The organism is Lysobacter tyrosinilyticus (genome assembly GCF_054779815.1).
In genome coordinates this window covers 360,453-382,389 of record NZ_BAAGXN010000004.1, presented here as the reverse complement: position 1 = coordinate 382,389, position 21,937 = coordinate 360,453, and the positions used below count along the sequence as shown (strand labels likewise).

Here is a 21,937-nt window from a genome sequence, read left to right as displayed (position 1 = left end):
GAGATTTGATACCCCCAGGGGCTACCGTCATCACGACGGTCTGAGAGGCATTTGATTTGCTGATTGTTTTTTCAAACGGGAAGATTTTCTGCGCGAGGCAGGACAGGCGGTTTCCCGGGATGAAAGTTGGAAAGATTGACCCCGGGGGTGGGCTAGCCGCGCGCTGCCAAGTCCTCTCGGGTCTTTGACGCGTGGCACCCGTTTTCAATGCAAAGGATTTGCGTGTTCTCTTCTGTGTCCTGCCCACCCTTGAAGAGTGGAACTACGTGATCTAGCTCAAAGCCATTCGGCCATGCCATCAAGCAGCCACACCTAGCGCAACAGCCCTCTGCCTTGGTCCAAACCGACAACCTCCGCTGTTGCAGCTGACGGCCCGTCACTGCCCGTCGAGTTGCCGTACGAGGCAGCGATTGCAACCTGTCGGGTAGCCCCTGCAACCGAGGCTTGAGAGTCTTGAGTCTTCCCACGTGCTTGTTCCCCCTCAGTAATTGATGTGCCCGCATGCTGCTTATCTGAGTTGTTCAGCCGAAACCTCTGCGGTTCATACAGCCCCAGTCTCCTGGGCGCACACTCCGTAGGCACTCGACGAACGTCGTGCTCCGAGCCTCCGTGCAGCTCCTTAAGCTGAAGGCTCGCCATGCATCTCACTCTTTTCTCAGGGCTCCGGTCCTGGATCATCACCCAGTCATCTGCCCCGCACCCGACTTCCATGAAGAACTACGGAAGGCTGATGTTCGAGGGCTACGTGCCCGCTGAGTTCTTTCCGGCCGACGTTTGTTCACGCCTGACCTCGGAGATTGACCGCGACGGATTCGCGGCCATCTCCGAAGATCTAGGCGTCGTGCTACTCAATGAGTCCTACGACCGCTTCGGAAGAATGATCCAGACGATCTAGACAGCGGTTGCGCCCGATGCGGGCTTCGCGGCAGTGCGACCCAACGGGCCCGGGCCTGGGTGCCCCTCGCCTTTCCAATTGCAGGTGTGTGTGCGAACGGGAACGATCGGTAAGCGGGACGGGAGCTGTGCAGATCCGATACCCCCTACCTGCCAAAGAAAAAAGGCCCCGAAGGGGGCCCCTTGCTGGTGATAGTGATGGTGCTCAGAACAGATCCGAATGCGTCCCTGTCCTGACGAATACCACTGAGTCGGCATCCGGGAATCGATATACCAGCAACCAGTCATTGCTCGTGTGGCATTCCCTGCAATCGGTATCTCCGCCCCTCTTGTTCGGATACCGGCCCTGGAGCCTATGGTCCTTCAATGAGGCGTCCAAAGGGACCCGCTTGGCGATGTCCGACATGGCCTTCTGTAGGGCACCCATATCGCATTTGCGATGATTCTTGGCTCCTTTGTAGTCAGACTTGAACTGACTGGTCCAAGAGACTGCGCGGTCCTTTGCGCCTGCACTCACAGTTAGCGCTCAAGCGCGTCAAACATAGCCTCAACGCTATCGGCACTCTCAACGCGGCCGGCGTAACTGTCCTCAATAGCCGCCAAGGTCCTGGCGTTCGGCTGCGCTAGGCGAACCTCAAAGGGCAGCCCCTGACGCGCAACAACCTGAGTAAGAAACACCTTGATGGCGCTGGTCATGTCCATCCCAAGCTGCTTCAGCACCGACTCCGAGGCAGACTTGAGGTCCTGATCGACCTTGGCCTTCACGGTTGCGCTATGCATTTTGAGTCCTCCTAATGGCCCCACTGGGGCCCTAACAGGTCCCTATAGTACTCAAAGTACTAGTCGGCGCAACTATGGGTTGTAAACCACCGTTAACAGACCACCTGCCGATCTTCTGCTTAATCCCAAGAAATTCAGTTACTTAGACCTATCAAAGTTAGCAACCTTAGTTAACCGGCCTTAGCAACTTTCAGCGTGTGCTTTTGGCCGCGGGGTTCAGGTAGATGCGCCCCTTTGACCGGGGGCGCCCCCCAACGAAAAGGGGGCGCACTCATCACGCCGCCCAATCGAAATCAGATCGCCACCCTGTATCGCGGGGTGGCGCGCGGTGACGGAGTGCCGGGGAGCGTTCATCACAGTTTCCATTTTCCCACGCCTCGCCGTTTTCCAGTTCCGGCGCATGGATGTGCGCTTGCGATGGCTGAAGATATCGAGCTTCTGCGGTGCTGTAGTGCCTGCACTGGGACGCCCGCCCTCCGCGTAGCAGGTTGTCCTGCTTTAGCTCCACGCTAGGCAGCCGCCACAGTCGCGGATTGCATTCGGGGAACGCGTGATAGAAGGCGGCCTCACAAGTGCGCCAGGCAGCCACCTCCAGCATCCGCCAGGCAACCAGGTCCGACAGGTCAGACTTGCGGATACCCACCAGCTTGGCGGCCTCCTCGTGAGTCACCAAGCCACGACGGCAGGCGTCCAGGAGAGCGGTCAGCAGGTCGCGCGGACGGGGCCTCATGCCGCCCGCTCCGCTTTGACCGTTTTTGGAAATTGGCCGCCGTCTAGATCAAGGTCTTCAGGAGCATCAGAAGCAAGAGCCTGTAAAGCTTCAAGTGGGGTGTATTTGACCCCTACTAGATCAGCTTCATAGGGGGTGTATTTGACCCCTATCGGCAATCCGTACAGGGCTGCTGTAGGGGGCTGACCTGGGCGTGGCTTTTGGCTCGGCACGGACTCGGTAAGCAGGCCCGAAGCCAGCACTTCCTTGCGAACGCGGTAGAACGTCTTGGAGTCGGAGAACCACTCGACGCATTCCGACCAGGCGAGGCTAAGGCGCCCGTTGTTGAACCCGTCCAGCTTTCGGTATGCCAGCAGTACCAGCGTGCGACCCGCGTTGCTGAGGCGCTTGTAGGCGGGTGAATCCATGACCGCTAAAGGGATAGACGCCACGCCCCGCTGAGGCGCGCTGTAGGCGCTTGCAACGATGGCTTGAACCTCTCGCGGATCGAGCGGTGGATGGCATCGTTTGTCGTTGACCTGCAGGAGGCGATTGAACTGTTCTGGCTGAGGCACCCCTTTGGCTGCTGCAGAGCAGGCTAGCTTGTACAGGGTGTCGTTTCGCGCGCCCTCCGGAATCGCGTTGGGCAGCACCATGCGCTGCGCCAGCCCGAACGCCTCCGACATCTCACGCCAAGCCAGCACGCCCGCCTCGCAGCGATCCAGGCGCGTCTGGAAGGGGTTTCCCTTGCGATGCAGAAAGCCCGGCAAGCGCATCACGCGCGAGCGGTCGTGCACCTTAGGGTCACCAGCGAACAGCGCCGCCAGAGTCTTCTGAGCGGGTGTGAACTGCTCCAGCGGCATGTCGGCTATAGGCCAGTAGGCGTGCCACTTCCCCGGCGACGACTCCACCACTATTCGCGGGGGCAACTGGCACGACAGAACCGGCTCAATGGGCGCGCCGTCGAGGTCAACGAACAGCGCGCGGCAGGCCGTGACGTTGTCAGCCTTCCTTCCGAAGCCATCGCCACGGTTCACCATGACGAAGACGCCAGCGCCCTTGTCGTTGAGCCCGGCCAAGCGCTGGGCTTGGCTAGCAAACGAGCCGTGCAACACGCGGTTCATTCCAGGACGACTCTTACCGGTGTCGTCGAAGGTCTGAAACGTATGAGTGCAGTCGCCCGTTAGCGCGGTCAGAAACCGCGCCGCCATAGCGGTGTCGATTTGCATTCGCCCCCCGGCGCTTTACACAGTCGGGCTTTCGCCGCGCTGTAGCTCGGCGCAGAGGCGCCTGCAGACCGTGGCGACCTCCTGCAGGGCAATCACCATCAGATCGCAGCGCTCGGGCGTCAGCTCGCCATAGAGCTGGAACAGTTGCTCCCGCGTGCGCTCGGCCAGTCCTGGCAGACAGGCCCGCAGGTTGTGGGCTAGAGGCGTCATGCCGCCACCTCTCCCAGAGCTATTCCAACGCGCTCAATGAAACCATTGACCCTGGCCAGATTGGCCACGTGCTCCCGCACCGCCTGGTCACGCAGCGCGATAGCTTGCGCGCGCCACTGGCGCATCTCGTGGTGGTTCTTCGGGTCTTTGGCGGCGAGGTTCAGGGCCGCTTGGCTCAGAGCTAGGGCCTTGATCATGCTGCACCCGCCTGAGCGTTGCGCTCGATAGGACGTAGCGCGGGATTACGCGTCTGCAGCCAGGCATCGAACGCGTCCACATCGAGGTAAACGCGGCGGCCGATGCGACAAATGGCAGAGTCCAGGCCGTTGTCCTTCGCCCGAAAAATCAGCCAGCGGATTTGATCAATGGAGAGAGGGCCCCCTGCTGCGAGCTGGGCCGGAGACTTTAGGTCGCGTTTCACTGCTAGCACTCACTCGTGGTGTGGTGAGTGCAAGGCTGCGGCTTACCTCAAGTTACTCGTAGACCACATGCAGGCAGGCATAGTGTGCGTGCCGGCATGCGAACCCTTACCGTATGCCCGCTTTTCGAAACCATCTCTCGATGGTTTTTTCGGTGTCTTGGCCAGACAAACGTTCGCCTGCCGCCTCGGCAGCGGACCGGATTTCCGCAAGCATCCTTCGTATCGCCTCGGCTCGGCTAAGGCCGCTCATCTCCTTGCGGCGCTGAAATGCGAGATCCTTCACTGGCTCCAGACGACCCCACCTGCTGTTCGCATGCTTCGCGGCCTGCACCTTTGCGAATCGATGCTTCAAGACCTCACTCAGGATAGAGTCCGCGCCTGATAACAATCTTGCCATCGCCTGCGCCTTGGCAGCTTCAATTGCGTATCCGGACGCCTCATCGCCAAACCTGGAATGCCATACCTGTGTGAGCGCGTAAGCACAGCAAAGCCGCTCCCCTGAAATGAGCAACTCATTGCCTTCAAAATCGCCTAGGGCAACAGGGTACTCCTCCAGCATCGAAATCATCACCGGCAGGATCTCTGTCGGTCGGATCCTTTGCAGAAGCTCTTTGGTGAGGAGAACACTCTCAGTCCCTGTGTTCACCATCAGGCGATCGATGAAAACGCTATCAACGAACTCGTCGGCCAGCCTCAAAATGCCGAGCACGTCCTCTTCATCCAGGCCTGTCAGAACATGTTGTGCGTACCTGCAGACACTTAGTGACACACCGTCATGGTCATCTGGGTCTGGCGACATGGTAAGTAGACCGTCTCGCTCAGTGAGCGCGGACCGAAAGAAATCGACTCCCTCTCCCTTGACGAACTCATATTTCTTCATCGCGCGCCCTCCGCGCCCCTCTGATAAGGCCCGCGCCAGCGCCGCAGGGTTACGGCGTTTTCGCTCCGTCGAGCTAGGCGCGGGTTTGGAGGTTAATCAGTGTGTTTACAGGTTGTACCCATTGCCCGATTCAGTAGGCGCGATGCACCCGCCAGAGCACAGGATCGAACGGTGTCATCAAGGTCCTCCGTCATGGAACAGACCTTCACGATGGCATCGGCTTCAACCAAAAGGTCATGCACACTGCACAGATCCGCGTCCTCGATATTCATGGCCGCACCCCAGCTTGGAAGCCCTTTTCACGAATTTCCTCCATCCCAACGGAACACTCGAACGCCATGTCCTTTAGGGCGTCGCAAATCGCCCAAGCCTGACGATCGGTCAACCAGGCGTAGCGAATGCCACAGTTGCTCTCCTGGTCGGTCTTCCCCTTAACGTGTGCAGCCAGCATTTCTGAAAGAACCATGACGGTATTTACGCGGCGGTCCAACTTTTCTAGTTCTGTCCTCAGCATGGGCGAAACGTCTAGCGCCCCCCAAGCTTCAGCGTAGAAGTCAGGCTCATCACCAACTATGATCTCCGCCCCCTGTATCCTTTCCGCTTCCATGATCGTCTCCCTAACAGACGTGATTGGAAGGCGCGGCCGGAGTGTTAGCGCACCCGGTCGCGCCGCTTTCTAGCCGAGGAACTTCTCGGCCATTCGGTCAACGGCAGCCTTGGTGTGCTGCTCGCTAAGGTGGGAATAGCGCTTCACCATGGCCAAGGTCTTATGGCCAAGGATTGCCGCGATATCCATGAGGCTTGCCCCGCTCATCGCTAGATAACTAGCAGCGCTGTGTCTCAAATCGTGAAACCTGAAGTCCTGCAAACCTGCGGCGTCGCGAGCATCGCGCCAGGGCTTGTCCACCTGATCCTTCGTGTAGGGGAAGACAGGGCCGGTCTTTAGGCGCCCCTTACCCCATGCCTTCAGCGCGTCCACGGCAGGCGGTGCCAGTGGGACCGTGCGGCTCTCACCGTTCTTGGTATCCAGGAAGCGGACGCTCCTGCGGTCGAGGTTTACGTGGGCCCACAGCAGGCCCAGAAGCTCGCTCTTGCGCGCCCCAGTGGCCAGCGCGAGCGTGACTAGCGCAGGCAATGCGTCGAGTTCTGAGGCCCTACAGGCGTCGAACAACTCGGTTCGCTCGGCATCACTGAGGAAGCGCTCCCTGCCCTTGCTGTCGGGCATGCGCGTGACGTTCGGGATGGGGTTCTTAACGAGCCAGCCATACTCCTTGACAGCGACGGTCAGAACGGCAGAGAGGGCCGTGATGCGGCGGTTGATCGTTGCGCCGCTGGGCACTTTGCCGTGCTTGTTCGGCTCGCTCACAAGGCGATCCCGAACCTCTGCGACCGTGGCTGCCGTGATGCCTACCAGCGGACGAGCGCCAAGCTCCTGCTTCCACCAGATAAGCAAGCGAGCCTGCTCGCTGGCGTTCTTCTGGAACCTGCTTTGGGGAAGAGTGACCGTGAGGTAGCGGTCGATGGCATCCGCTAGCGTGCGCCTGCGGGCCTCAGACGAAGGGACGTGCTCACCAACGTCTAATTTGTGCTCAACACTGCGCGCCCATTCCTGGGCCGCCTGTTTCGTCTTGAAGGACTTCGTGAGATGCGGGCCAGTGGCACGACGCACGCGAACGCGCCATGTCGCTTTGCCGGCCTTACCGACTCGCTTCTCGAAGGTTGCCACTTGCTGCCCCAAAGTGTCCCAACGCGGGTCACCCTGCGCCCGTTTTTCGGGCTTTGCAAGTGTCTAAACCATTGATTCTGGCGGAAGCGGTGGGATTCGAACCCACGGTGGTATCGCTACCACGCCGGTTTTCAAGACCGGTGCCTTAAACCGCTCGGCCACACTTCCGTTTGTTTGTCGTGCAGCAATCGGGCGCGAGGGCTTAGGCCACCCGTCGCGACCAAGCGCTCATGCCCCGCCATTGCGGCGGGGCGCGCATTCTCTCATGCCGGCTCGGCGGTGTGTTCGCGCGATTTGGGTGCGGGCTTGTCTTTCTGTGCGGCGACGCTCTTGGGCGAGGCGCCCTTCTTGACGCCTTCGGGGCATGGGCCCGGAATATCGCCGCACTGCAGCCGTGCCGATTCCACCAGCGCCGGAACGCGTTCGGCCAGGAAGTCGATGAAGACGCGCACCGCCGGCAACAGGCCGCGACGCGAAGCGAACACGGCGTGGAAGATGCCCTGCGGCAGGCGCCACTGCGGCAGCACGACTTCGAGTTCACCGCTGCGGACAGCTTCGGCGCACACCGTCTCCGGAAGCATGGTGATGCCCACGCCCTGCTTGGCGAGCGCCATCAGCATCGGGAAGTCGAAGCCGGCTACGCGCGGCTTGAGTTCGACACGGCGCACTTCTCCGTTGGGGCCGTGCAGTTCCCAACGCTGGTGCGCCTCGTCCTCGTTCATGCTCAGCGTGACGTGCTGGGCGAGATCGTCCGGATTGGCCGGCCGCCCCATGCGCTTGAGATAGCCCGGGCTTGCGACGAGCAACTCCTGGATCTGGCCGAAGTTGCGCATCACCAGGCTGCCGTCGTCGTCCAGGCGCGTGCGAACGCGAAGGGCGACGTCCACGCCTTCATTGATGATGTCGACGCGGCGATTGCTCACATGCAGCTGCACGCGCACCTGCGGAAACTTCGCGAGGAATTCCGGCAACAGCTTCGGCATCTGCTGCTGCGCCATTCCCACCGGCACGCTCACGCGGATCACGCCGCGCGGTTCCGCGCTGAGGCGATCGACGACTTCGCGTGCAGCCTGGGCCTCGGCAAGCATGGATTGCGCGTGGCGATACACGCTATGCCCGACTTCGGTCACCGCGAAGCGACGCGTCGAGCGCTGCAGTAGTCGCACGCCGAGGTCGGTTTCCAGCTGGCTGATGCGGCGGCTCAGGCGCGACTTCGGAATGCCCAGCGCACGTTCGGCCGCGGCGAAGCCCTGATGGTCGACGACGGCGGCGAAGTAATAGAGGTCGTTGAGGTCTTGCATGGCGATTATCCCGAATTCGGAACGGTCAGTGACATTAAACCAGCTTTATTCTATTTTCGCAACAGTGGAAAGTGGCGTCCAACGCGGCCACCCAGCCGCATCCCATCATCCGGAGAGGCCCATGAAACTGCTGCATATCGACTCCGCCGCCACCGGCGCCGGCTCCATCACCCGCGAACTTACCGCCGCCATCGTCGCACGCTGGCAGGATGCGGTGCCTGGCCTGCAGGTCACGTACCGCGACCTGGATGCCGCGCCGCTGCCCCACCTCACCGGCCCGGTGCTGACCAAGGCCGACGCCACTGCAGCAGATGCCGGCGAGCAGACGCTCCAGCAGTTCCTGGACAGCGACGTGATCGTCATCGGCGCGCCGATGTACAACTTCAGCGTGCCCTCCACGCTGAAGGCCTGGATCGATCGCGTCGCGGTCTCGGGCCGCACCTTCCGCTACACCGAGAAGGGCCCGGAAGGGATGGTCAAGGGCAAGCGCCTGGTGATCGCCAGTGGCCGTGGTGGCTTCTATGGCGAGAACAGCCCGGCCGACTTCCAGGAAGCCTATCTGCGTCAGGTGTTCGGCTTCCTTGGCGTCACCGAGATCGAGTTCGTGCGTGCCGAAGGCGTGTCCTATTCACCCAAGCATCGCGAGGATGCGCTGGAAGGCGCGAAGGCCGCGATCCAGGCGCCGGCGCCGCTGCGCGAAGCGGCCTGATCGGGCGAGTCCCCGCGTTTCCGCGCCCTCCCCTCGCTGGAAACGCAACGGGCCCGCATCGCGGGCCCGTTTCTTTTTCTTCGTCATCCCGGCGAACGCCGGGATCCAGCCTTTCGCTTTGAGTTCTCGTCGCCCGGCAAATCAAAGCTGGATCCGAGCGTTCGCCGGGATGACGAGCGAAAGAACGCCGCGTTCGGCTTATGCAATGCGATCGACGCCGCCCATATACGGACGCAGCACGTCCGGCACCGTGATCGAACCATCGGCGTTCTGGTAGTTCTCCATCACCGCAATGAGCGCGCGACCGACCGCCACGCCCGATCCATTGAGCGTATGCGCCAGTTCCGGCTTGCCCGTCGCCGGGTTGCGCCAGCGGGCCTGCATGCGGCGGGCCTGGAACGTCTCGCAGTTGGAGCAGGACGAAATCTCGCGATAGGTGTCCTGCGACGGCAGCCATACTTCGAGGTCGAAGGTCTTGGTGGCGGAGAAGCCCATGTCGCCCGTGCACAACAGCACACGGCGATACGGCAGGCCGAGCTTTTCCAGCACGACTTCGGCGCAGCGGGTCATGCGGTCATGCTCGGCGTAGCTTTCTTCCGGCTTGGCGATCGACACCAGTTCGACTTTCTCGAACTGGTGCTGGCGGATCATGCCGCGCGTGTCTCGGCCATGGCTGCCGGCTTCGGCGCGGAAGCACATGGAGTGCGCGGTCATGCGCAGCGGCAGTGCCTCGGCTTCGACGATTTCGTCGCGCACGATGTTGGTCAGCGGCACTTCCGAAGTCGGGATCAGATAACGCCTATCAGAAGCCGGCTTGTGCGCGTTTTCGCCCTCGCCCACCGTCGTGGCGAAGAGATCTTCCTCGAACTTCGGCAACTGCCCAGTACCGCGCATCGAATCGGCGTTGACCAGCAGTGGCACGTTGGTTTCCTGGTAGCCGTGCTCGCCGGTATGCAGGTCGAGCATGAACTGCGCCAGCGCACGATGCAGGCGCGCCAGCTGGCCGCGCAGCACGGTGAAGCGGGCGCCGCTCAGCTTCGCGGCGGTGTCGCCATCGAGCCAGCCGTTGCGCGCACCCAGTTCGACGTGATCTTTGACCGCGAAGTCGAACGTGCGCGGCGTGCCCCAGCGGTGCTGCTCGACGTTGTGGGTTTCGTCCTGGCCCAGCGGCACCGATTCGTGCGGGATGTTGGGGATCTTCAGCGCGATCGCTTCGATCTCGGTGCGGATCGCTTCGAGGCGATGTTCCGAGGCCTTGAGTTCCTCGCCGAAACCGGCGACTTCGGCCATCAGCGCCGAGACGTCCTCGCCCTTGGCCTTGGCCTGTCCGATCGCCTTGCTGCGCGTGTTGCGCAGGTTCTGCAGCTCCTGCGTGCGGATCTGGATCTGCTTGCGCTCGCTTTCCAGCGACTCCAGCGCGGCCGCATCGAAGACCTCGTAGCCACGGGTTTCGCGCAGGCGAGCAGCGAGTTCGGCGGGGTTCTGGCGCAGCAGGGTGGGATCGAGCATGGCGGACGCGGGACCGGAGACGGTGACGAAGCTCGCGATTATCGCAGGCTTGCCGTGCCGATTGCCCAATTCTTAACGACCCGACGGGCACCATCGGCTGATCCCCCCGTTTCACTCCGCCATGGCCCACAGTCCTGCCGCGTCGCCCCCGCCCCATCGCCCTTTCGACTTCGCTGCCTGGCTTCCCAATCGCCGCTCCGTGCTCTGGGTGATCGGTGCCTTCCTGCTCGGCCTGATGCTGTTCCTGCTGGTCTGGCGCCTTGGCAGCGACAGCGATGACTTCTACCGGGCCGATCCCGCCGCGCCCACGGCCGCCGTCCCGCAATACGCGCCGCTGCCGGCGCCCATCGCTGCCGGCTCGGACGAGGTCAGTGACGTACCGGCCGCCGCCAGTACGACGCAAGCAGACGATGAGGAACATCCGCGTCTGGTCGAAACGGCCCCACCGCCGCCTCCGCCACTGGCTTCTGCCAAGCCCGCGCCGCGCCCGGCCGCTACCGGTACGCCTTCGCAGCCACAACCGATTTCGATGCCATCGCCGCAATACCCGGCCCAGGCTTTACGCAATGGAGACCAGGGCACGGTGCTGGTGAGTGCCGAAATCGGTGTCGATGGCGTGCCGACGTCGGTCGGAGTGGCCAGGACCAGTGGCTCAAGGGCACTGGATCGCGCTGCGGTGGATGCGGTGAAGCGCTGGCGCTTCCGCCCGGCCATGGCCGAAGGGCGGCCTACCGTGGGTCATGTGCAGGTGCCGATCAATTTCCAGAACTGATCGGCCCTGAGGGATCACTCGCGCAGGCCCATTCCGGCCGCGTTCGCCAGTGACACGAAGCCCGGGAATGACGTCGCCACGTTGGCGATATCACCGACACGCACATCGCCATCGGCCAGTTGCGCCGCCACGGCAAAACTCATTGCGATGCGGTGGTCGCCATGGCTTTCCACGACACCGCCCTTCAACGGGCCACCTTCGATTACCGCGCCATCCGGCGTTTCTTCGATATCGATGCCGAGCGCGCGCAGGCCACTCGCCATCGTGGCGATGCGATCGGATTCCTTGACCCGCAATTCCGCGGCGCCACGCACGACAGTGCGTCCGTGGGCACAAGCCGCGGCCACGAACAGGATCGGAAACTCGTCGATCATGTCCGGCACGATCTCCGCCGGCACTTCGATGCCATGCAGCTGCGTATGTCGCACGACCAGGTCGGCCACCGGTTCACCGCCCTGCTCCCGCCGGTTCTCTTCGCGAATGTCGGCGCCCATGGCGCGCAGTGCGGCCAACAAGCCGGTACGGCGCGGATTCATGCCGACCGATTCGATGCACAACTCCGAACCTGGGATCAGGGTGGCCGCCACAATGAAGAACGCCGCCGAAGAGAAATCCGCCGGCACGTCGACGTCGATGGCTGTCAGACGATGACCGCCACTCAACCGTGCGAAGCCGGGCGAGAATTCAATCGGCCAGCCGAAGGCCGCAAGCATGCGTTCGGTGTAGTCGCGGGTCGGATGCGGTTCGCGCACCACGGTTTCGCCCTGCGCATACAGCCCCGCGAGCAGCAGCGCTGACTTCACTTGCGCGCTTGCCATCGGAGTGGTGATGTCCACGCCATGCAGCGATCGACCACCACGAATGTGCAGCGGTGGCAGGCCGCCTGGTTCGCTATCGATTTCTCCACCCATGGTCGCGAGCGGATCGGTCACACGGCGCATCGGTCGCTTCGACAGCGATTCGTCGCCGGTCAGGATGCTGTCGAACGACTGCGCTGCGAGCAATCCCGTGAGCAGTCGCATGCCGGTACCGGCGTTGCCGCAATCCAGCGCTGAATCGGCCGCACGCAGACCATGCAGACCGACACCATGCACGATGCGTTCGCCAGTGCTCGGCGCCTCGATGTGCACACCCAGCTGCGAGAAGACACGGGCGGTGGCACGGGTGTCCTCTCCCTCGAGGAAGCCGCGGACACGAGTAGTGCCCTCCGCAATGGCGCCGAGCATCACTGCGCGATGCGAAACCGACTTGTCGCCCGGCACACGGATGTTGCCTTTGAGGGCGGTTCCGGAAGACGCCACCCAGTGCTGCTGCAGCTCGCGATTCATGGCAGGACCTTGTCCAGCGCAGCCAGCAGGCGTTCGTTTTCCACACGCGTGCCGACGGTGATGCGCAGGCAGTCGCCCAGGCCATAGCCGCCCATGGGTCGCAGGACCACGCCCTGCGCCGTCAATGCGGCTTCGAACAGTGCCGTATTCGCGCCGAATTCGACCAGTACGAAATTCGTCTGCGATGGAAACACACGCAGGTCACGCTGTTGCAGGGCTTCGGTAAGCCAGGCGCGCTCTACAGCGTTCTGTCCGATCGACCACTGCAAGTGCGCAGCATCGTCGAGTACCGCTTCGCACGCCGCCAGCGCCGGGCCGTTGACGTTGAAGCTTTCGCGCACGCGCTCCATGACTGCCACCAGGCCAGGTGCGGCCATCAGATAACCCACGCGCAGACCGGCCAAGCCATAGGCCTTGCTGAAGGTGCGGGTGACCACCAGGTTGGAATGCCGCGCGAGCAGCGGCAGAGCGCTGGCGTAGTCCGGTGCGTCGGCCATTTCCGCGTACGCCTCGTCGAATACGACGATGACGTCGTCGGGAATCCGTTCAATGAAGGCTTCAAGCGCGGCACGACCGAACCACGTGCCGGTCGGATTATTGGGATTGGCGACGTACACCAGCTTGGTTGCCGGGGTGACCGCCGCGGCAATCGCGTCAAGATCGTGTCCCAGCGGCATCGTGGCGTGGTCGCGCGGCAACGGCGCGACCACGCGTGCGGTCGCTCCCGCGCACTGCGTCGCCAACGCAAACACGGCAAAACCATAACGCGAGAAGACCACTTCGTCGCCGGCGCCGGCGAAGACCTGCGCCAGTTGCATCAGCAACTCATGCGAACCATTGCCCAGCAGGATCTGCGCGACTTCCACGCCGTGCTTTGCCGCCAGCGCACGCTTCAGGTCCAATCCGAGCGGATCGGGATAGCGATGCAGCGAATGCAGCTGGTCCAGGATCGCCATGCGCGCTGCCGGCGACGGGCCATACGGATTCTCGTTGGAACCCAGCTCGACCAGTGCCTCGCCGAACTTGCGACGGAAGGCAACCAGATCATGCCCCGGATCGTAGGCCTTGAGCCCCTGCACGCCGCGCGAGGCGCGCGAGGCGAACCAGATTTCATCGTGCTTGGGTGCCACGGGCGCCCCGACTTGTGCCGTACTCACGTAATCGCCACCGGATAGGAACCCAGCACCTTCACTTCCTGCGCGAATTCATCGACTTCATCCAGCGCGCGACGCATCGCTTCTTCCTGCGCATGGCCGGTGATATCGATGAAGAACGCGTATTGCCACAGCCCCGTATGGCCGGGGCGAGACTCGATGCGGTTCATGCTCAGGCCGTGCTTCGCGAAGGGTGCGAGCACGTGGTACAGCGCACCGGGCTGGTCCTTGATGAAGACCAGCAGCGAGGTGCGATCGTTACCCGAAGGCGGGAACAGTTCGCGACCGAGCACCAGGAAACGTGTGGTGTTGTCGGGGCGGTCCTCGATCGGCCCGGCCAGCGACTTCAGGCCGTAGACCGTCGCGGCGCTGATGCCGGCGATCGCTGCCGCGTCGTCAGCCTGACGTGCGCGCTTGGCGCCATCGGCGTTACTCGAAACAGCGATCTTCTCCGCCTTCGGCAGGTACTGGCGCAGCCACGCCTTGCACTGCGCGAACGATTGCGGATGCGCGTAAACGCGCTCGATGTCCTCGAACCGGGCAGCGCGCGACAGCAGGTGCTGGTGCACGCGCAGTTCGACTTCGCCGCAGATCTTCAGCTTCGACGTCAGGAACATGTCTAGCGTCGACTGGATCGTGCCCTGGGTGGAGTTCTCCACTGGGACCACGCCGAAATCGGCGTGGCCGGCCTCCACTTCCTGGAAGACCTCCTCGATGCTCGACAGCGGCAGGCCGTGGATCGAATGGCCGAAGTGCTTGTACACCGCCTGCTGCGAATGCGTGCCCTCGGGACCGAGGAAGCCGATCTTCAAAGGCTCCTGCTGGGCGAGACAGGCCGACATGATTTCGCGGAACAACCGCACCAGAACTTCGTCGTTGAGCGGACCGTCGTTGCGATCCACCACGCGACGCAGCACCTGCGCTTCGCGCTCGGGGCGGTAGTAGTCCACCGCCGCCGCGAGCTTGCCCTTGGCTTTGCCGACCTGCTGTGCCCAGTTGGCGCGCTCGAGGATCAGCGCCTGGATGCGCTGATCGATGCCGTCGATGTGCGCACGGACTTCGGCGAGATCGGGCTTGGGCTCGGGCTTGGCCGCTTCTGGTTTCACGGTTTCCCGGGTGCGGCCTGCGGCCTTACCCGGGCTACTGGACTGCGATTTGCCTGTCTTTCCCTTGGGAGTCTTTGCAGCCATTTACCCGTGCCTTTGCTTGAAGTCGCGCATGAAGTCGGCCAGCGCCTGCACGCCCGACTCCGACATCGCGTTGTAGATCGAAGCGCGCATGCCGCCGAGCGCGCGGTGTCCCTTGAGCGAGATGAGGCCGGCACCTTCGGCTTCCTTGAGGAAGGGCTTGTCCAGCGCCTCGTCGTGCAGAAAGAACGGCACGTTCATGCGCGAACGCACGGCCTTGTCGACTTCGTTGCGATAGAAGCCGCCGGAGTTGTCGATCACGTCGTACAACAGTGCCGACTTGCGCGCGCTGCGGCGAGCGAATTCCTCGACACCGCCTTCGGCCAACATCCACTTCACGGTGAGGCCGAGCAGATACCAGTTCCAGCTCGGCGGCGTATTGAGCATCGACTCGCCCTTCACGTGGGAGCGATAGTCAAGGATGTCGGCGCGCGACTGGCCGGCGCGCTCGAGCAGATCGCGACGGATGATCACGACGGTGATGCCGACCGGACCGAGGTTCTTCTGCGCGCCGGCGTAGATCACGCCGTACTTGGAGACATCGAGCGGTTCGGATGCGATCGACGAACTGAAGTCGGCAACCAGCGGCACGTCGCCGACATCGGGTGTGTCGCGGAATTCGACGCCGTGAATGGTTTCGTTGGCGGTGATGTGGACGTAGGCCGCTTCCTTCGACAACTGCCAGGTGTCCCGCGCGGGAATGCTGCGAAAACCGTCGGCTTCGCTGGTCGCCGCAATATTTGCCGGGACATACGGCTTGGCCTGCTTGATCGCGGTCTTGCCCCAGTGGCCGGTCAGCACGTAATCGACCGCTTGGCCCGGTGCGGCGAAGTTGAGAGGCAACAACGCCTGCACGGTGGTCGCGCCGCCACCGAGGAACAGCACGGCGTAATCGTCCGGAATCGACATCAGCTTGCGCAGGTCGGCTTCGGCTTCGGTGGCGACCTGGATGAATTCGGGGCCGCGGTGGCTCAGCTCGACGATCGAAGCACCGACACCATGCCAGTCCAGCATTTCTTCCTGCGCCTGGCGCAGGACGGACTCGGGAAGGGTGGCGGGACCGGCGCTGAAATTGTGTACGCGTGACATGGGAATCCTCGACTTGGCAAAAGTTTGTCTACTTGCGGCACAGGGGCCTGCAGAACGCAGACCGAAGGGACGACAAGGCGAGGGATGGCAGGCCAGGCGGTGCGGCCGGGCTAGTATGCCGCAGCGCAACAGGCTTGGATCATGGGTTGCATGCGCAACTTTTCGCCCGCTTATCACCTCTGGACATATAGTCGAACCACGTTCCGGAGCCCGCCATGTCCCTGCGCGACCCCTTGCGAATTTCTTCGTCCGAAGTCACCGACGAGACGGTCTATCTGGATCGCCGTCGCTTGCTGGCGGCCCTGGCGCTCGCCCCCGGGCTGGGGCTGGCCGGTTGCAGCGATGCCGCTCCACCGCCCCCGCCCTCGAAGCTGGTGGTCACGCCCGAACAGGCGCGTTCGGGCTTCCGCACCACGGAGGAGCTGACCCGCTACGAGGATGTCACCAGCTACAACAACTTTTACGAGTTCGGCACCGGCAAGGGCGATCCCTCGCGCGCGCCGCGCACGCTGCGGGTGAAGCCATGGAGCGTCGCGGTAGGTGGCAATTGCGCCAAACCCGGCGTGTTGTCGCTGGAGGATCTGCTCAAGGGCACTGCGCCGGAAGAGCGCATCTATCGACTGCGCTGCGTCGAAGGCTGGTCGATGGTGATCCCGTGGCTGGGCGTGCCGCTGGCGAACGTGCTCAAGCGCTTCGAACCCTCGTCGAAGGCGAAGTACGTCGCCTTCACCACGCTGGACGATCCCAAGCAGATGCCGGGCACGGGAGGTGCAGGACGGTTCACGCTCCGCTGGCCTTATCGCGAAGGCCTGCGCATCGACGAGGCCATGCATCCCCTCGCCTTCCTCGTCACCGGTCTGTACGGCAAGCCATTGCCGCAGCAGAACGGCGCCCCGTTGCGGCTGGTCGTACCGTGGAAGTACGGCTTCAAAGGCATCAAGTCGATCGTCGCGATCACCTTCGTCGAGAAGATGCCCTTCACGAGCTGGAACGACGAGGCGTCCGACGAATACGGTTTCTTCAGCAACGTCAATCCGAATGTCGACCATCCGCGCTGGTCGCAGAAGACCGAACGGCGCATTGCCGGCACGGGCAGCAAGCTGTTCGCGGAACGTATTCCGACGCGAATGTTCAACGGCTACGCCGACCAGGTCGCCGGCCTGTATGCGGGCATGGACCTGCGGAAGTGGTTCTGAGCGATGGCGCGCACCTCACGCAGCATCATCGTCGCCAAAACGCTGATCCACCTGCTGGCCCTTACCCCTGCCGCCATTCTTGCCTGGCAGATCCGCGCGGAAGCGCTGACGGGCAGTGGCGGCCTGGGGGCTGATCCGGTCGCCGAGATCGAACATCGGCTGGGGTTGTGGGCACTACGGCTGCTGATGCTGACGCTGGCGATCACGCCGCTGCGCCAGCTCACGCATCAGCCGGTCCTGATCCGCTTCCGCCGCATGCTCGGCCTGTATGTCTTCTTCTACGCCACCGTGCACTTCACGGCGTATCTCGTCCTCGACCTTCGCGGGTACTGGTCGCAGATCTTCGAGGAAATCGCCAAGCGCCCCTACATCACCGTGGGCTTCACCGCGTGGTTGTTACTGGTACCGCTGGCGATCACATCGACCCAGGCCGCCATCCGTCGACTGGGCCGCAACTGGACCCGACTGCACCGGTTGGTCTATGCCGTCGGCGTCCTTGCGGTGCTGCATTTCTGGTGGCTGGTGAAGTCGGACGTGCGCGAGCCGGCGCTATACGCCGCGATCCTCACCACCCTGCTCGGGTGGCGCCTCATCAAGAAACTGCGCGATCGGCGAACTAGCGCGCGCCGTACAGCAACAGCAGGCTGAGCGCACCGGCGAGAAACAGCGCCGCCAGCAACAGCCAGGGCATCCGGCGTGCCGACGAAGGGAGCCGGGCCGGCTCTGCCAGGACTGGGACTTCCGCGACGGGAGCGGGTTGTGCGGGCTTGCGCGATTCGTTCGCGCCGCCGCGGTTGGGCGCCTCGACAATGAAGCGCTGCGTATCGAACACCACCTGGTCGCCCGCCCGCAGCAGGGCGTTCCGGACGGGCCAGCCGTTGACGACGCTGCCCTCGTGGGAGCCCAGATCGCGCAGCACGACGCCTTCCGCATGCGGCTCCAGACGCGCATGGCGATCGGCAAAGGCGGCATCGTCGATGCGGATATCGCATTCGGACAGACGCCCGACGACGCGCGGCTGGTCGAGCGTGATGCTGCGACCGTGGTGCGGGCCACCAACGCCACGCAGCACGGTACGTGGGTCGCCGCCTGTATCATCGGCCTGACGCGATTCCGGCGGAGCCGAAGGCGGCGTGTCACCGAGCAACAGCCACTGGTTGCCATCTACGAACACGGCGTCGCCAGCGCGCAGCATGGCCATCCGGCGCACCGGTCGACCATTCACGTACAGGCCTTGCGTGGGTTCGCGCACCTTCAACCACACGCCACGGCGATCCACGCAGAACTGAGCGATGGCCTCATCCGGATCGGCCACCATCACCGGACGATCAACGATGTCACGCCCGATGGCATGCACACCCGGTCCAAGGACCAGGTCAGGCTGCTGGCGGTTGGGGAACCTCAGTCTCAGGGCAGTCATGTCGCGAAAATAATGGCGCGGCCGCAATCTAGCACGCCGCACCGTATTTGCATCCGCGACGCGGCCGGCTTGGATGCCACGGCCTCTGCGCACACAATGTGCGAAACAGGAGGACTTCATGCCCAGTATCGATATCAGCCACGCACATTCCCTGCCCCACGCCCAGGCCCGCAAGGCCGTGGAAGAAGTGGCGGCCAAACTGGCCGAACGTTTCGGCATGGACTACAAGTGGGTAGGCGAAACGCTGCACTTCGAGCGAGGCGGCGTGGACGGCAAGATCGATCTGGCTCCCAAGAATCTTCGCGTCACGGCGAATCTCGGCTTCCTGATGGCGGCGTTCAAGGGGCCGATCGAAGCCGAGATCAAGCGCGTGCTGGCCGAGCGGTTTGACTGACGCCCCCTCACCCTGCGTTGCTGTGCAACGCGGTCCCCTCTCCCCGCAAGCGGGGCGAGGGAAGCTCTAGGAACGCGGAAGGGATTTCCTTCTCCCCGCGTGCGGGGAGAAGGTGCCCACAGGGCGGATGAGGGGCGCTTTTCGCGATGGCGCCAAGACTTGGCACCTGATCAGCAGCTCTCGTACTTCCAGTTGCGGCGCTTGCCTTCAACCAGCCATTCGATGGTCTGCTCAAGGCGCCGGCTGCGGGTTTCCTCGCGCTTGGCTTCGATGATCCATTCGATGTATTCGCGCTTGCAGCTCGGCGGGAAGGCATCGAACGTGGCGCGGGCCTTCGCGTTCTTCTTCAAGGCCGCGCCCAGGTCGTCCGGCACTTCGGCGGCCGGCTTGGGCTTGCTGTCCTTCGTCGCAGGCCGCTTCACGCCTTCCTCGATGAGGCGCATCGCCTGGCGCAGATAACCCGTCAGCTCACGTTTTCCGGGCAGATCCGCGACCCTGGTGAGTCGGCCGAACTGGCCCATGGCATCGTCGAGCTTCTTACCGTCGCCCCCCATCACCATCGCCCCCTGCCAGAAGCCGAAGGTCGCGTGCTGCTTGAACGCCGCCATGCCGCACAGGATCTTGCCGCGATAAGTGAAGCTGGGAGCGCTCCACTTCAGCGTTTCCTCGCATTCGGGGCACGCGGCATGCACCAACTCGCGCAGGTGACCCAGGATGGGCCGGGCGAATTCGGCTGAACGGGCGATATAAGCGTCGATACGCGGGTCGCGCTGCCCCATGGGACTCCTCCTGTCGGCGCGTCCTATTTTGCACCGGGGCTGCGTTGTCCCAAATGGGAGGGGACCACCATGGCAACCAGTATCCAACGCGAACGTCGGGGAAGCCTTGCAGCTACTTCCGCCATTCGCGCCCTGCTGAACGAAGATCAGCTGATGACGCTGCGCGATCTCGAACGCTTTGGCTGGGAGCTTCGATTCATCCGTCGACCTCCGTTCCAGGACTCCATTCCGGTGGTGATCGACGGTGACCGCAAGGCGTTGTCGGTCATCAATCCGGACGGCTCGCTGGACAATCACCCCAATCTCAAGCTGCGGGATTCCGGCTCATAGCAGCGACCAGCGCTGCACCACTACATATTCGTTGCGCGAACCCAGCTGACTGTCGATCAGCGCGAAGTCGCGTACCGGCCATACGATCGGATCGATCGGCCCTGCCGGCAAGCCCTGACGCGCATCGCGCAGCACGGTTACATGCGGCTTGAACGCCGCATGTCCCTGGATGCGTACGTGCTCGCGGGTCAGCGCCATCCGCAACCCTTCCCATAGCTGTTGCAAGCGGACGTCGATCTGCGCGCAACCCAGCCAGCCCACCCCTTGCGCGAAGTGGCCGACGCGATCGAGCACGAGATCAAACTCGGGCATGCGTAGCTCCGCTACACCTTGGCAGGCCCGCGATACCAGTTCCTCCGGCACTTCGGAAAACGCGCCAAGGAAATGCAGCGTCATGTGATAACGATCGGGCTTGATCCATCGTCCCTGCACATCGTGCGCAACGCGCAGGCGCCCGACTTCGTCGGTCATGCGCTGGCGTACATGCTCGTCCGGCAACAAGCCCAAGAAGAGGTTGTGCGTGATTTGGCCGCCTGAAGCGCCATGAGAAAACAGATCGCGATGCATACACCCAGTGTAGTGCGTGTGGCGTTACTTCAGCGGCGTTACTTCATGTGCTGGCGACGGCCTCTGCTTCATCGGTTGACCGTGTCGCTGGGTGGGGCGGCTCACTTGCGCGCTTTGGCGCGCAGGTAGTCGGCGAGTCCGCCCAGCTGCACGTCCTGCACCTGATCGACCACGGGAACAAACTTGCTGAGATCGTCCGGGGTATAGCCACCGGCGCGGTACCACAGGGTGATCCGGGTTCCGCCTTCGGCCTTGGCAAGACGCCATTCGAGCGCGCCGTCCAGGCCCATCCCCTGCAGCGGCCCCAGCCCACCCGTCATGCGCAGCGTGCGCTCGGGATCGACGAACGTGACGGTCATGTGCCAGGCCTGTCTCGGTCCGTCGATCTCGCAGAAGCAGCCGCCAGCGCGCGGCTGGATCGACAACTTGCTGGCATCGCCCCACCAGGTGTGATCCTTCGGCCACCACTCACCGACGTGATTGACCAGCGCATCCCACGCGGTTTTCGCATCCACGGGCACGACCTGGGAATTTTCGAGGGTGAAGCCATTGGGCCTGGCGTCCTTGACTTCGGCATGCGCCGGGCCGGTCAACGCCCAAAAAATGGCCAACGCGTGCAATGCAGTCACCCGGATGCGCATGATCTTCCCCGTCGAGCTGAGCGTGCGCCGATTAACGCGTGCGTCCCCCCGATTACGCAAGGGTCCAACGTCTCAGCCCGAAGGCTCCACATCTGGCCGGACGCGGAAAGCCAGGCTGATACGCGGGCCCACCGCTTCACGCGTCTTCGCCACGCCGTGCTCGTAATGCAGCTGGGAGTCGTAGCTCATCAGCAGCAGGCTGCCTGGTTCCAGATCGACATGGATGGGCATGCGCGGCAGTTGCTTGGCACGGATGGTCATGCGCCGTACCGCTCCCAGCGAGATCAACGCGATGGGATGGCGCGGAACCAGGATGTGCAGCTTGTCGCTGTGCGGCGCGACGCTGTCGCGGCCATCGCGGTAGTGGTTGAGGCCGACGGCATTGAAGGGCGCACCCACATGCTGCTGCAGCAGGTCGCCTGCCTCACGCAGTACCGGTGGCAGGTGTTCGCTGGCGAGACGGAATCCCGCCGTCAAGCGCGGGACTGCCACGATGCGGTCGTACATGGGCCGCTGTTGGGCGTGCCAGACGACATCATCCCGCAGCGTGTCGAACCACCGCTGTGCGGTCGCCGCATCGACCAGCCCTGGACGATAGACGACACCGCCTTCGCGATCTTCGAGAAGGACCTGCGGACCGTTCGGCGGGAACAGACCGTGTTGCGGGAGACTGAGGCGCATGCGGGAAAGATGGGGACGTCCCGTCTCATCC

General features: G+C 63.2%; 29 protein-coding genes and 1 tRNA gene. 7 read left to right on the top strand and 23 right to left on the bottom strand.

All coding sequences use genetic code 11. From position 1 onward, the window contains the following. Window positions 1–152: 152 nt before the first annotated feature. Window positions 153–503 carry an HNH endonuclease gene (locus ACYVGK_RS12605; RefSeq protein ID WP_460734171.1) on the bottom strand — a complete coding sequence of 117 codons (351 nt, stop codon included), beginning with the start codon at window positions 501–503 and terminating at the stop codon, window positions 153–155. Between the two features lie 206 nt (window positions 504–709). On the opposite strand from ACYVGK_RS12605, the gene ACYVGK_RS12600 reads away from it, so the two are divergent. Next, the gene (locus tag ACYVGK_RS12600; protein ID WP_460734169.1) at window positions 710–895 is read left to right on the top strand and encodes a hypothetical protein; all 186 of its coding nucleotides are present in this window, start codon (window positions 710–712) and stop codon (window positions 893–895) included. Between the two features lie 204 nt (window positions 896–1,099). On the opposite strand, the gene ACYVGK_RS12595 is transcribed toward ACYVGK_RS12600, so the two are convergent. From ACYVGK_RS12595 to ACYVGK_RS12540, 12 genes are all read right to left on the bottom strand, one after another. Beyond that, window positions 1,100–1,411 carry a type II toxin-antitoxin system YafQ family toxin gene (locus tag ACYVGK_RS12595; protein WP_460734167.1) on the bottom strand — a complete coding sequence of 104 codons (312 nt, stop codon included), beginning with the start codon at window positions 1,409–1,411 and terminating at the stop codon, window positions 1,100–1,102. 2 nt (window positions 1,412–1,413) lie between these two features. After that, the gene (locus tag ACYVGK_RS12590; protein ID WP_460734165.1) at window positions 1,414–1,674 is read right to left on the bottom strand and encodes a type II toxin-antitoxin system RelB/DinJ family antitoxin; all 261 of its coding nucleotides are present in this window, start codon (window positions 1,672–1,674) and stop codon (window positions 1,414–1,416) included. 274 nt (window positions 1,675–1,948) lie between these two features. Next, window positions 1,949–2,404 (bottom strand): hypothetical protein, encoded by a 456-nt coding sequence (locus ACYVGK_RS12585; RefSeq protein WP_460734163.1) that lies wholly within the window; start codon window positions 2,402–2,404, stop codon window positions 1,949–1,951. Continuing rightward, on the bottom strand, window positions 2,401–3,612 hold the full coding sequence (locus ACYVGK_RS12580) for a primase alpha helix C-terminal domain-containing protein (protein WP_460734161.1): 1,212 nt from the start codon (window positions 3,610–3,612) through the stop codon (window positions 2,401–2,403). The genes ACYVGK_RS12585 and ACYVGK_RS12580 overlap by 4 nt, the downstream gene beginning before the upstream one ends. A gap of 15 nt (window positions 3,613–3,627) precedes the next feature. Beyond that, complete coding sequence (locus tag ACYVGK_RS12575) at window positions 3,628–3,822, bottom strand: hypothetical protein (RefSeq protein ID WP_460734159.1); 195 nt, start codon at window positions 3,820–3,822, stop codon at window positions 3,628–3,630. Further along, window positions 3,819–4,019, bottom strand: a complete 201-nt coding sequence (locus tag ACYVGK_RS12570; protein ID WP_460734157.1) for a hypothetical protein — start codon at window positions 4,017–4,019, stop codon at window positions 3,819–3,821. Before ACYVGK_RS12570 ends, ACYVGK_RS12575 begins: the two co-directional genes overlap by 4 nt. Next, on the bottom strand, window positions 4,016–4,243 hold the full coding sequence (locus tag ACYVGK_RS12565; protein WP_460734155.1) for a DNA-binding protein: 228 nt from the start codon (window positions 4,241–4,243) through the stop codon (window positions 4,016–4,018). Before ACYVGK_RS12565 ends, ACYVGK_RS12570 begins: the two co-directional genes overlap by 4 nt. A 106-nt stretch (window positions 4,244–4,349) precedes the next feature. After that, window positions 4,350–5,123, bottom strand: a complete 774-nt coding sequence (locus ACYVGK_RS12560) for a hypothetical protein (RefSeq protein ID WP_460734153.1) — start codon at window positions 5,121–5,123, stop codon at window positions 4,350–4,352. Window positions 5,124–5,391: 268 nt separating this feature from the next. Next, window positions 5,392–5,730 carry a hypothetical protein gene (locus tag ACYVGK_RS12555; RefSeq protein ID WP_460734152.1) on the bottom strand — a complete coding sequence of 113 codons (339 nt, stop codon included), beginning with the start codon at window positions 5,728–5,730 and terminating at the stop codon, window positions 5,392–5,394. A 69-nt stretch (window positions 5,731–5,799) separates the two neighbouring features. Beyond that, window positions 5,800–6,849 carry a tyrosine-type recombinase/integrase gene (locus ACYVGK_RS12550; RefSeq protein ID WP_460734150.1) on the bottom strand — a complete coding sequence of 350 codons (1,050 nt, stop codon included), beginning with the start codon at window positions 6,847–6,849 and terminating at the stop codon, window positions 5,800–5,802. Between the two features lie 78 nt (window positions 6,850–6,927). Next, window positions 6,928–7,017, bottom strand: a tRNA-Ser gene (locus ACYVGK_RS12545). A gap of 95 nt (window positions 7,018–7,112) precedes the next feature. Further along, window positions 7,113–8,150: a LysR family transcriptional regulator gene (locus tag ACYVGK_RS12540; protein WP_460734148.1), complete on the bottom strand. Its 1,038-nt coding sequence runs from the start codon at window positions 8,148–8,150 to the stop codon at window positions 7,113–7,115. A gap of 121 nt (window positions 8,151–8,271) precedes the next feature. Here ACYVGK_RS12540 and ACYVGK_RS12535 point away from each other — a divergent pair, with 121 nt between their 5' ends. Then, complete coding sequence (locus ACYVGK_RS12535; RefSeq protein WP_460734146.1) at window positions 8,272–8,859, top strand: FMN-dependent NADH-azoreductase; 588 nt, start codon at window positions 8,272–8,274, stop codon at window positions 8,857–8,859. A gap of 198 nt (window positions 8,860–9,057) precedes the next feature. On the opposite strand, the gene serS is transcribed toward ACYVGK_RS12535, so the two are convergent. Further along, entirely contained in the window at window positions 9,058–10,368 is a 1,311-nt protein-coding gene (gene serS / locus ACYVGK_RS12530) for a serine--tRNA ligase (RefSeq protein WP_460734144.1), read from the bottom strand. Window positions 10,369–10,567: 199 nt separating this feature from the next. On the opposite strand from serS, the gene ACYVGK_RS12525 reads away from it, so the two are divergent. Beyond that, a complete protein-coding gene (locus tag ACYVGK_RS12525; protein WP_460734142.1) occupies window positions 10,568–11,140 on the top strand; it encodes an energy transducer TonB in 573 nt (190 codons plus the stop codon). 14 nt (window positions 11,141–11,154) lie between these two features. On the opposite strand, the gene aroA is transcribed toward ACYVGK_RS12525, so the two are convergent. The 4 genes from aroA to serC are packed head-to-tail and all read right to left on the bottom strand — an operon-like array spanning window position 11,155 to window position 15,898. Next, window positions 11,155–12,468, bottom strand: a complete 1,314-nt coding sequence (aroA, locus tag ACYVGK_RS12520; protein WP_460734140.1) for a 3-phosphoshikimate 1-carboxyvinyltransferase — start codon at window positions 12,466–12,468, stop codon at window positions 11,155–11,157. Then, window positions 12,465–13,598 (bottom strand): histidinol-phosphate transaminase, encoded by a 1,134-nt coding sequence (hisC, locus tag ACYVGK_RS12515; protein WP_460734138.1) that lies wholly within the window; start codon window positions 13,596–13,598, stop codon window positions 12,465–12,467. The genes aroA and hisC overlap by 4 nt, the downstream gene beginning before the upstream one ends. 23 nt (window positions 13,599–13,621) lie before the next feature. Further along, entirely contained in the window at window positions 13,622–14,812 is a 1,191-nt protein-coding gene (gene pheA, locus ACYVGK_RS12510; RefSeq protein WP_460734136.1) for a prephenate dehydratase, read from the bottom strand. Further along, a complete protein-coding gene (gene serC, locus ACYVGK_RS12505) occupies window positions 14,813–15,898 on the bottom strand; it encodes a 3-phosphoserine/phosphohydroxythreonine transaminase (protein ID WP_460734134.1) in 1,086 nt (361 codons plus the stop codon). It abuts the gene before it with no gap. Between the two features lie 215 nt (window positions 15,899–16,113). On the opposite strand from serC, the gene msrP reads away from it, so the two are divergent. Further along, on the top strand, window positions 16,114–17,094 hold the full coding sequence (msrP, locus tag ACYVGK_RS12500; protein ID WP_460734132.1) for a protein-methionine-sulfoxide reductase catalytic subunit MsrP: 981 nt from the start codon (window positions 16,114–16,116) through the stop codon (window positions 17,092–17,094). Between the two features lie 3 nt (window positions 17,095–17,097). Continuing rightward, entirely contained in the window at window positions 17,098–17,742 is a 645-nt protein-coding gene (gene msrQ, locus ACYVGK_RS12495; RefSeq protein WP_460734130.1) for a protein-methionine-sulfoxide reductase heme-binding subunit MsrQ, read from the top strand. Here the strand turns inward: msrQ and ACYVGK_RS12490 are convergent. Continuing rightward, window positions 17,711–18,514 carry an FHA domain-containing protein gene (locus tag ACYVGK_RS12490; protein ID WP_460734128.1) on the bottom strand — a complete coding sequence of 268 codons (804 nt, stop codon included), beginning with the start codon at window positions 18,512–18,514 and terminating at the stop codon, window positions 17,711–17,713. The genes msrQ and ACYVGK_RS12490 overlap by 32 nt on opposite strands. A 118-nt stretch (window positions 18,515–18,632) precedes the next feature. Between ACYVGK_RS12490 and ACYVGK_RS12485 the strand changes: the two genes are divergently transcribed. Then, on the top strand, window positions 18,633–18,908 hold the full coding sequence (locus ACYVGK_RS12485; RefSeq protein ID WP_460734126.1) for a polyhydroxyalkanoic acid system family protein: 276 nt from the start codon (window positions 18,633–18,635) through the stop codon (window positions 18,906–18,908). Window positions 18,909–19,078: 170 nt separating this feature from the next. Here the strand turns inward: ACYVGK_RS12485 and ACYVGK_RS12480 are convergent, their stop codons facing one another. Then, window positions 19,079–19,687 (bottom strand): YdeI/OmpD-associated family protein, encoded by a 609-nt coding sequence (locus tag ACYVGK_RS12480; RefSeq protein ID WP_460734124.1) that lies wholly within the window; start codon window positions 19,685–19,687, stop codon window positions 19,079–19,081. A gap of 69 nt (window positions 19,688–19,756) precedes the next feature. Here ACYVGK_RS12480 and ACYVGK_RS12475 point away from each other — a divergent pair, with 69 nt between their 5' ends. Then, window positions 19,757–20,017 carry a hypothetical protein gene (locus ACYVGK_RS12475; RefSeq protein WP_460734122.1) on the top strand — a complete coding sequence of 87 codons (261 nt, stop codon included), beginning with the start codon at window positions 19,757–19,759 and terminating at the stop codon, window positions 20,015–20,017. Here the strand turns inward: ACYVGK_RS12475 and thpR are convergent. The 3 genes from thpR to ACYVGK_RS12460 all read right to left on the bottom strand — a co-directional run bounded on the left by thpR (window position 20,012) and on the right by ACYVGK_RS12460 (window position 21,906). Next, entirely contained in the window at window positions 20,012–20,524 is a 513-nt protein-coding gene (thpR, locus tag ACYVGK_RS12470; RefSeq protein WP_460734120.1) for an RNA 2',3'-cyclic phosphodiesterase, read from the bottom strand. The two genes, ACYVGK_RS12475 and thpR, sit on opposite strands and share 6 nt — an antisense overlap. A 161-nt stretch (window positions 20,525–20,685) precedes the next feature. Continuing rightward, the gene (locus ACYVGK_RS12465; RefSeq protein ID WP_460734118.1) at window positions 20,686–21,225 is read right to left on the bottom strand and encodes an SRPBCC family protein; all 540 of its coding nucleotides are present in this window, start codon (window positions 21,223–21,225) and stop codon (window positions 20,686–20,688) included. A 72-nt stretch (window positions 21,226–21,297) separates the two neighbouring features. Further along, window positions 21,298–21,906 (bottom strand): alpha-ketoglutarate-dependent dioxygenase AlkB family protein, encoded by a 609-nt coding sequence (locus tag ACYVGK_RS12460; RefSeq protein ID WP_460734116.1) that lies wholly within the window; start codon window positions 21,904–21,906, stop codon window positions 21,298–21,300. Between the last annotated feature and the right edge of the window lie 31 nt (window positions 21,907–21,937).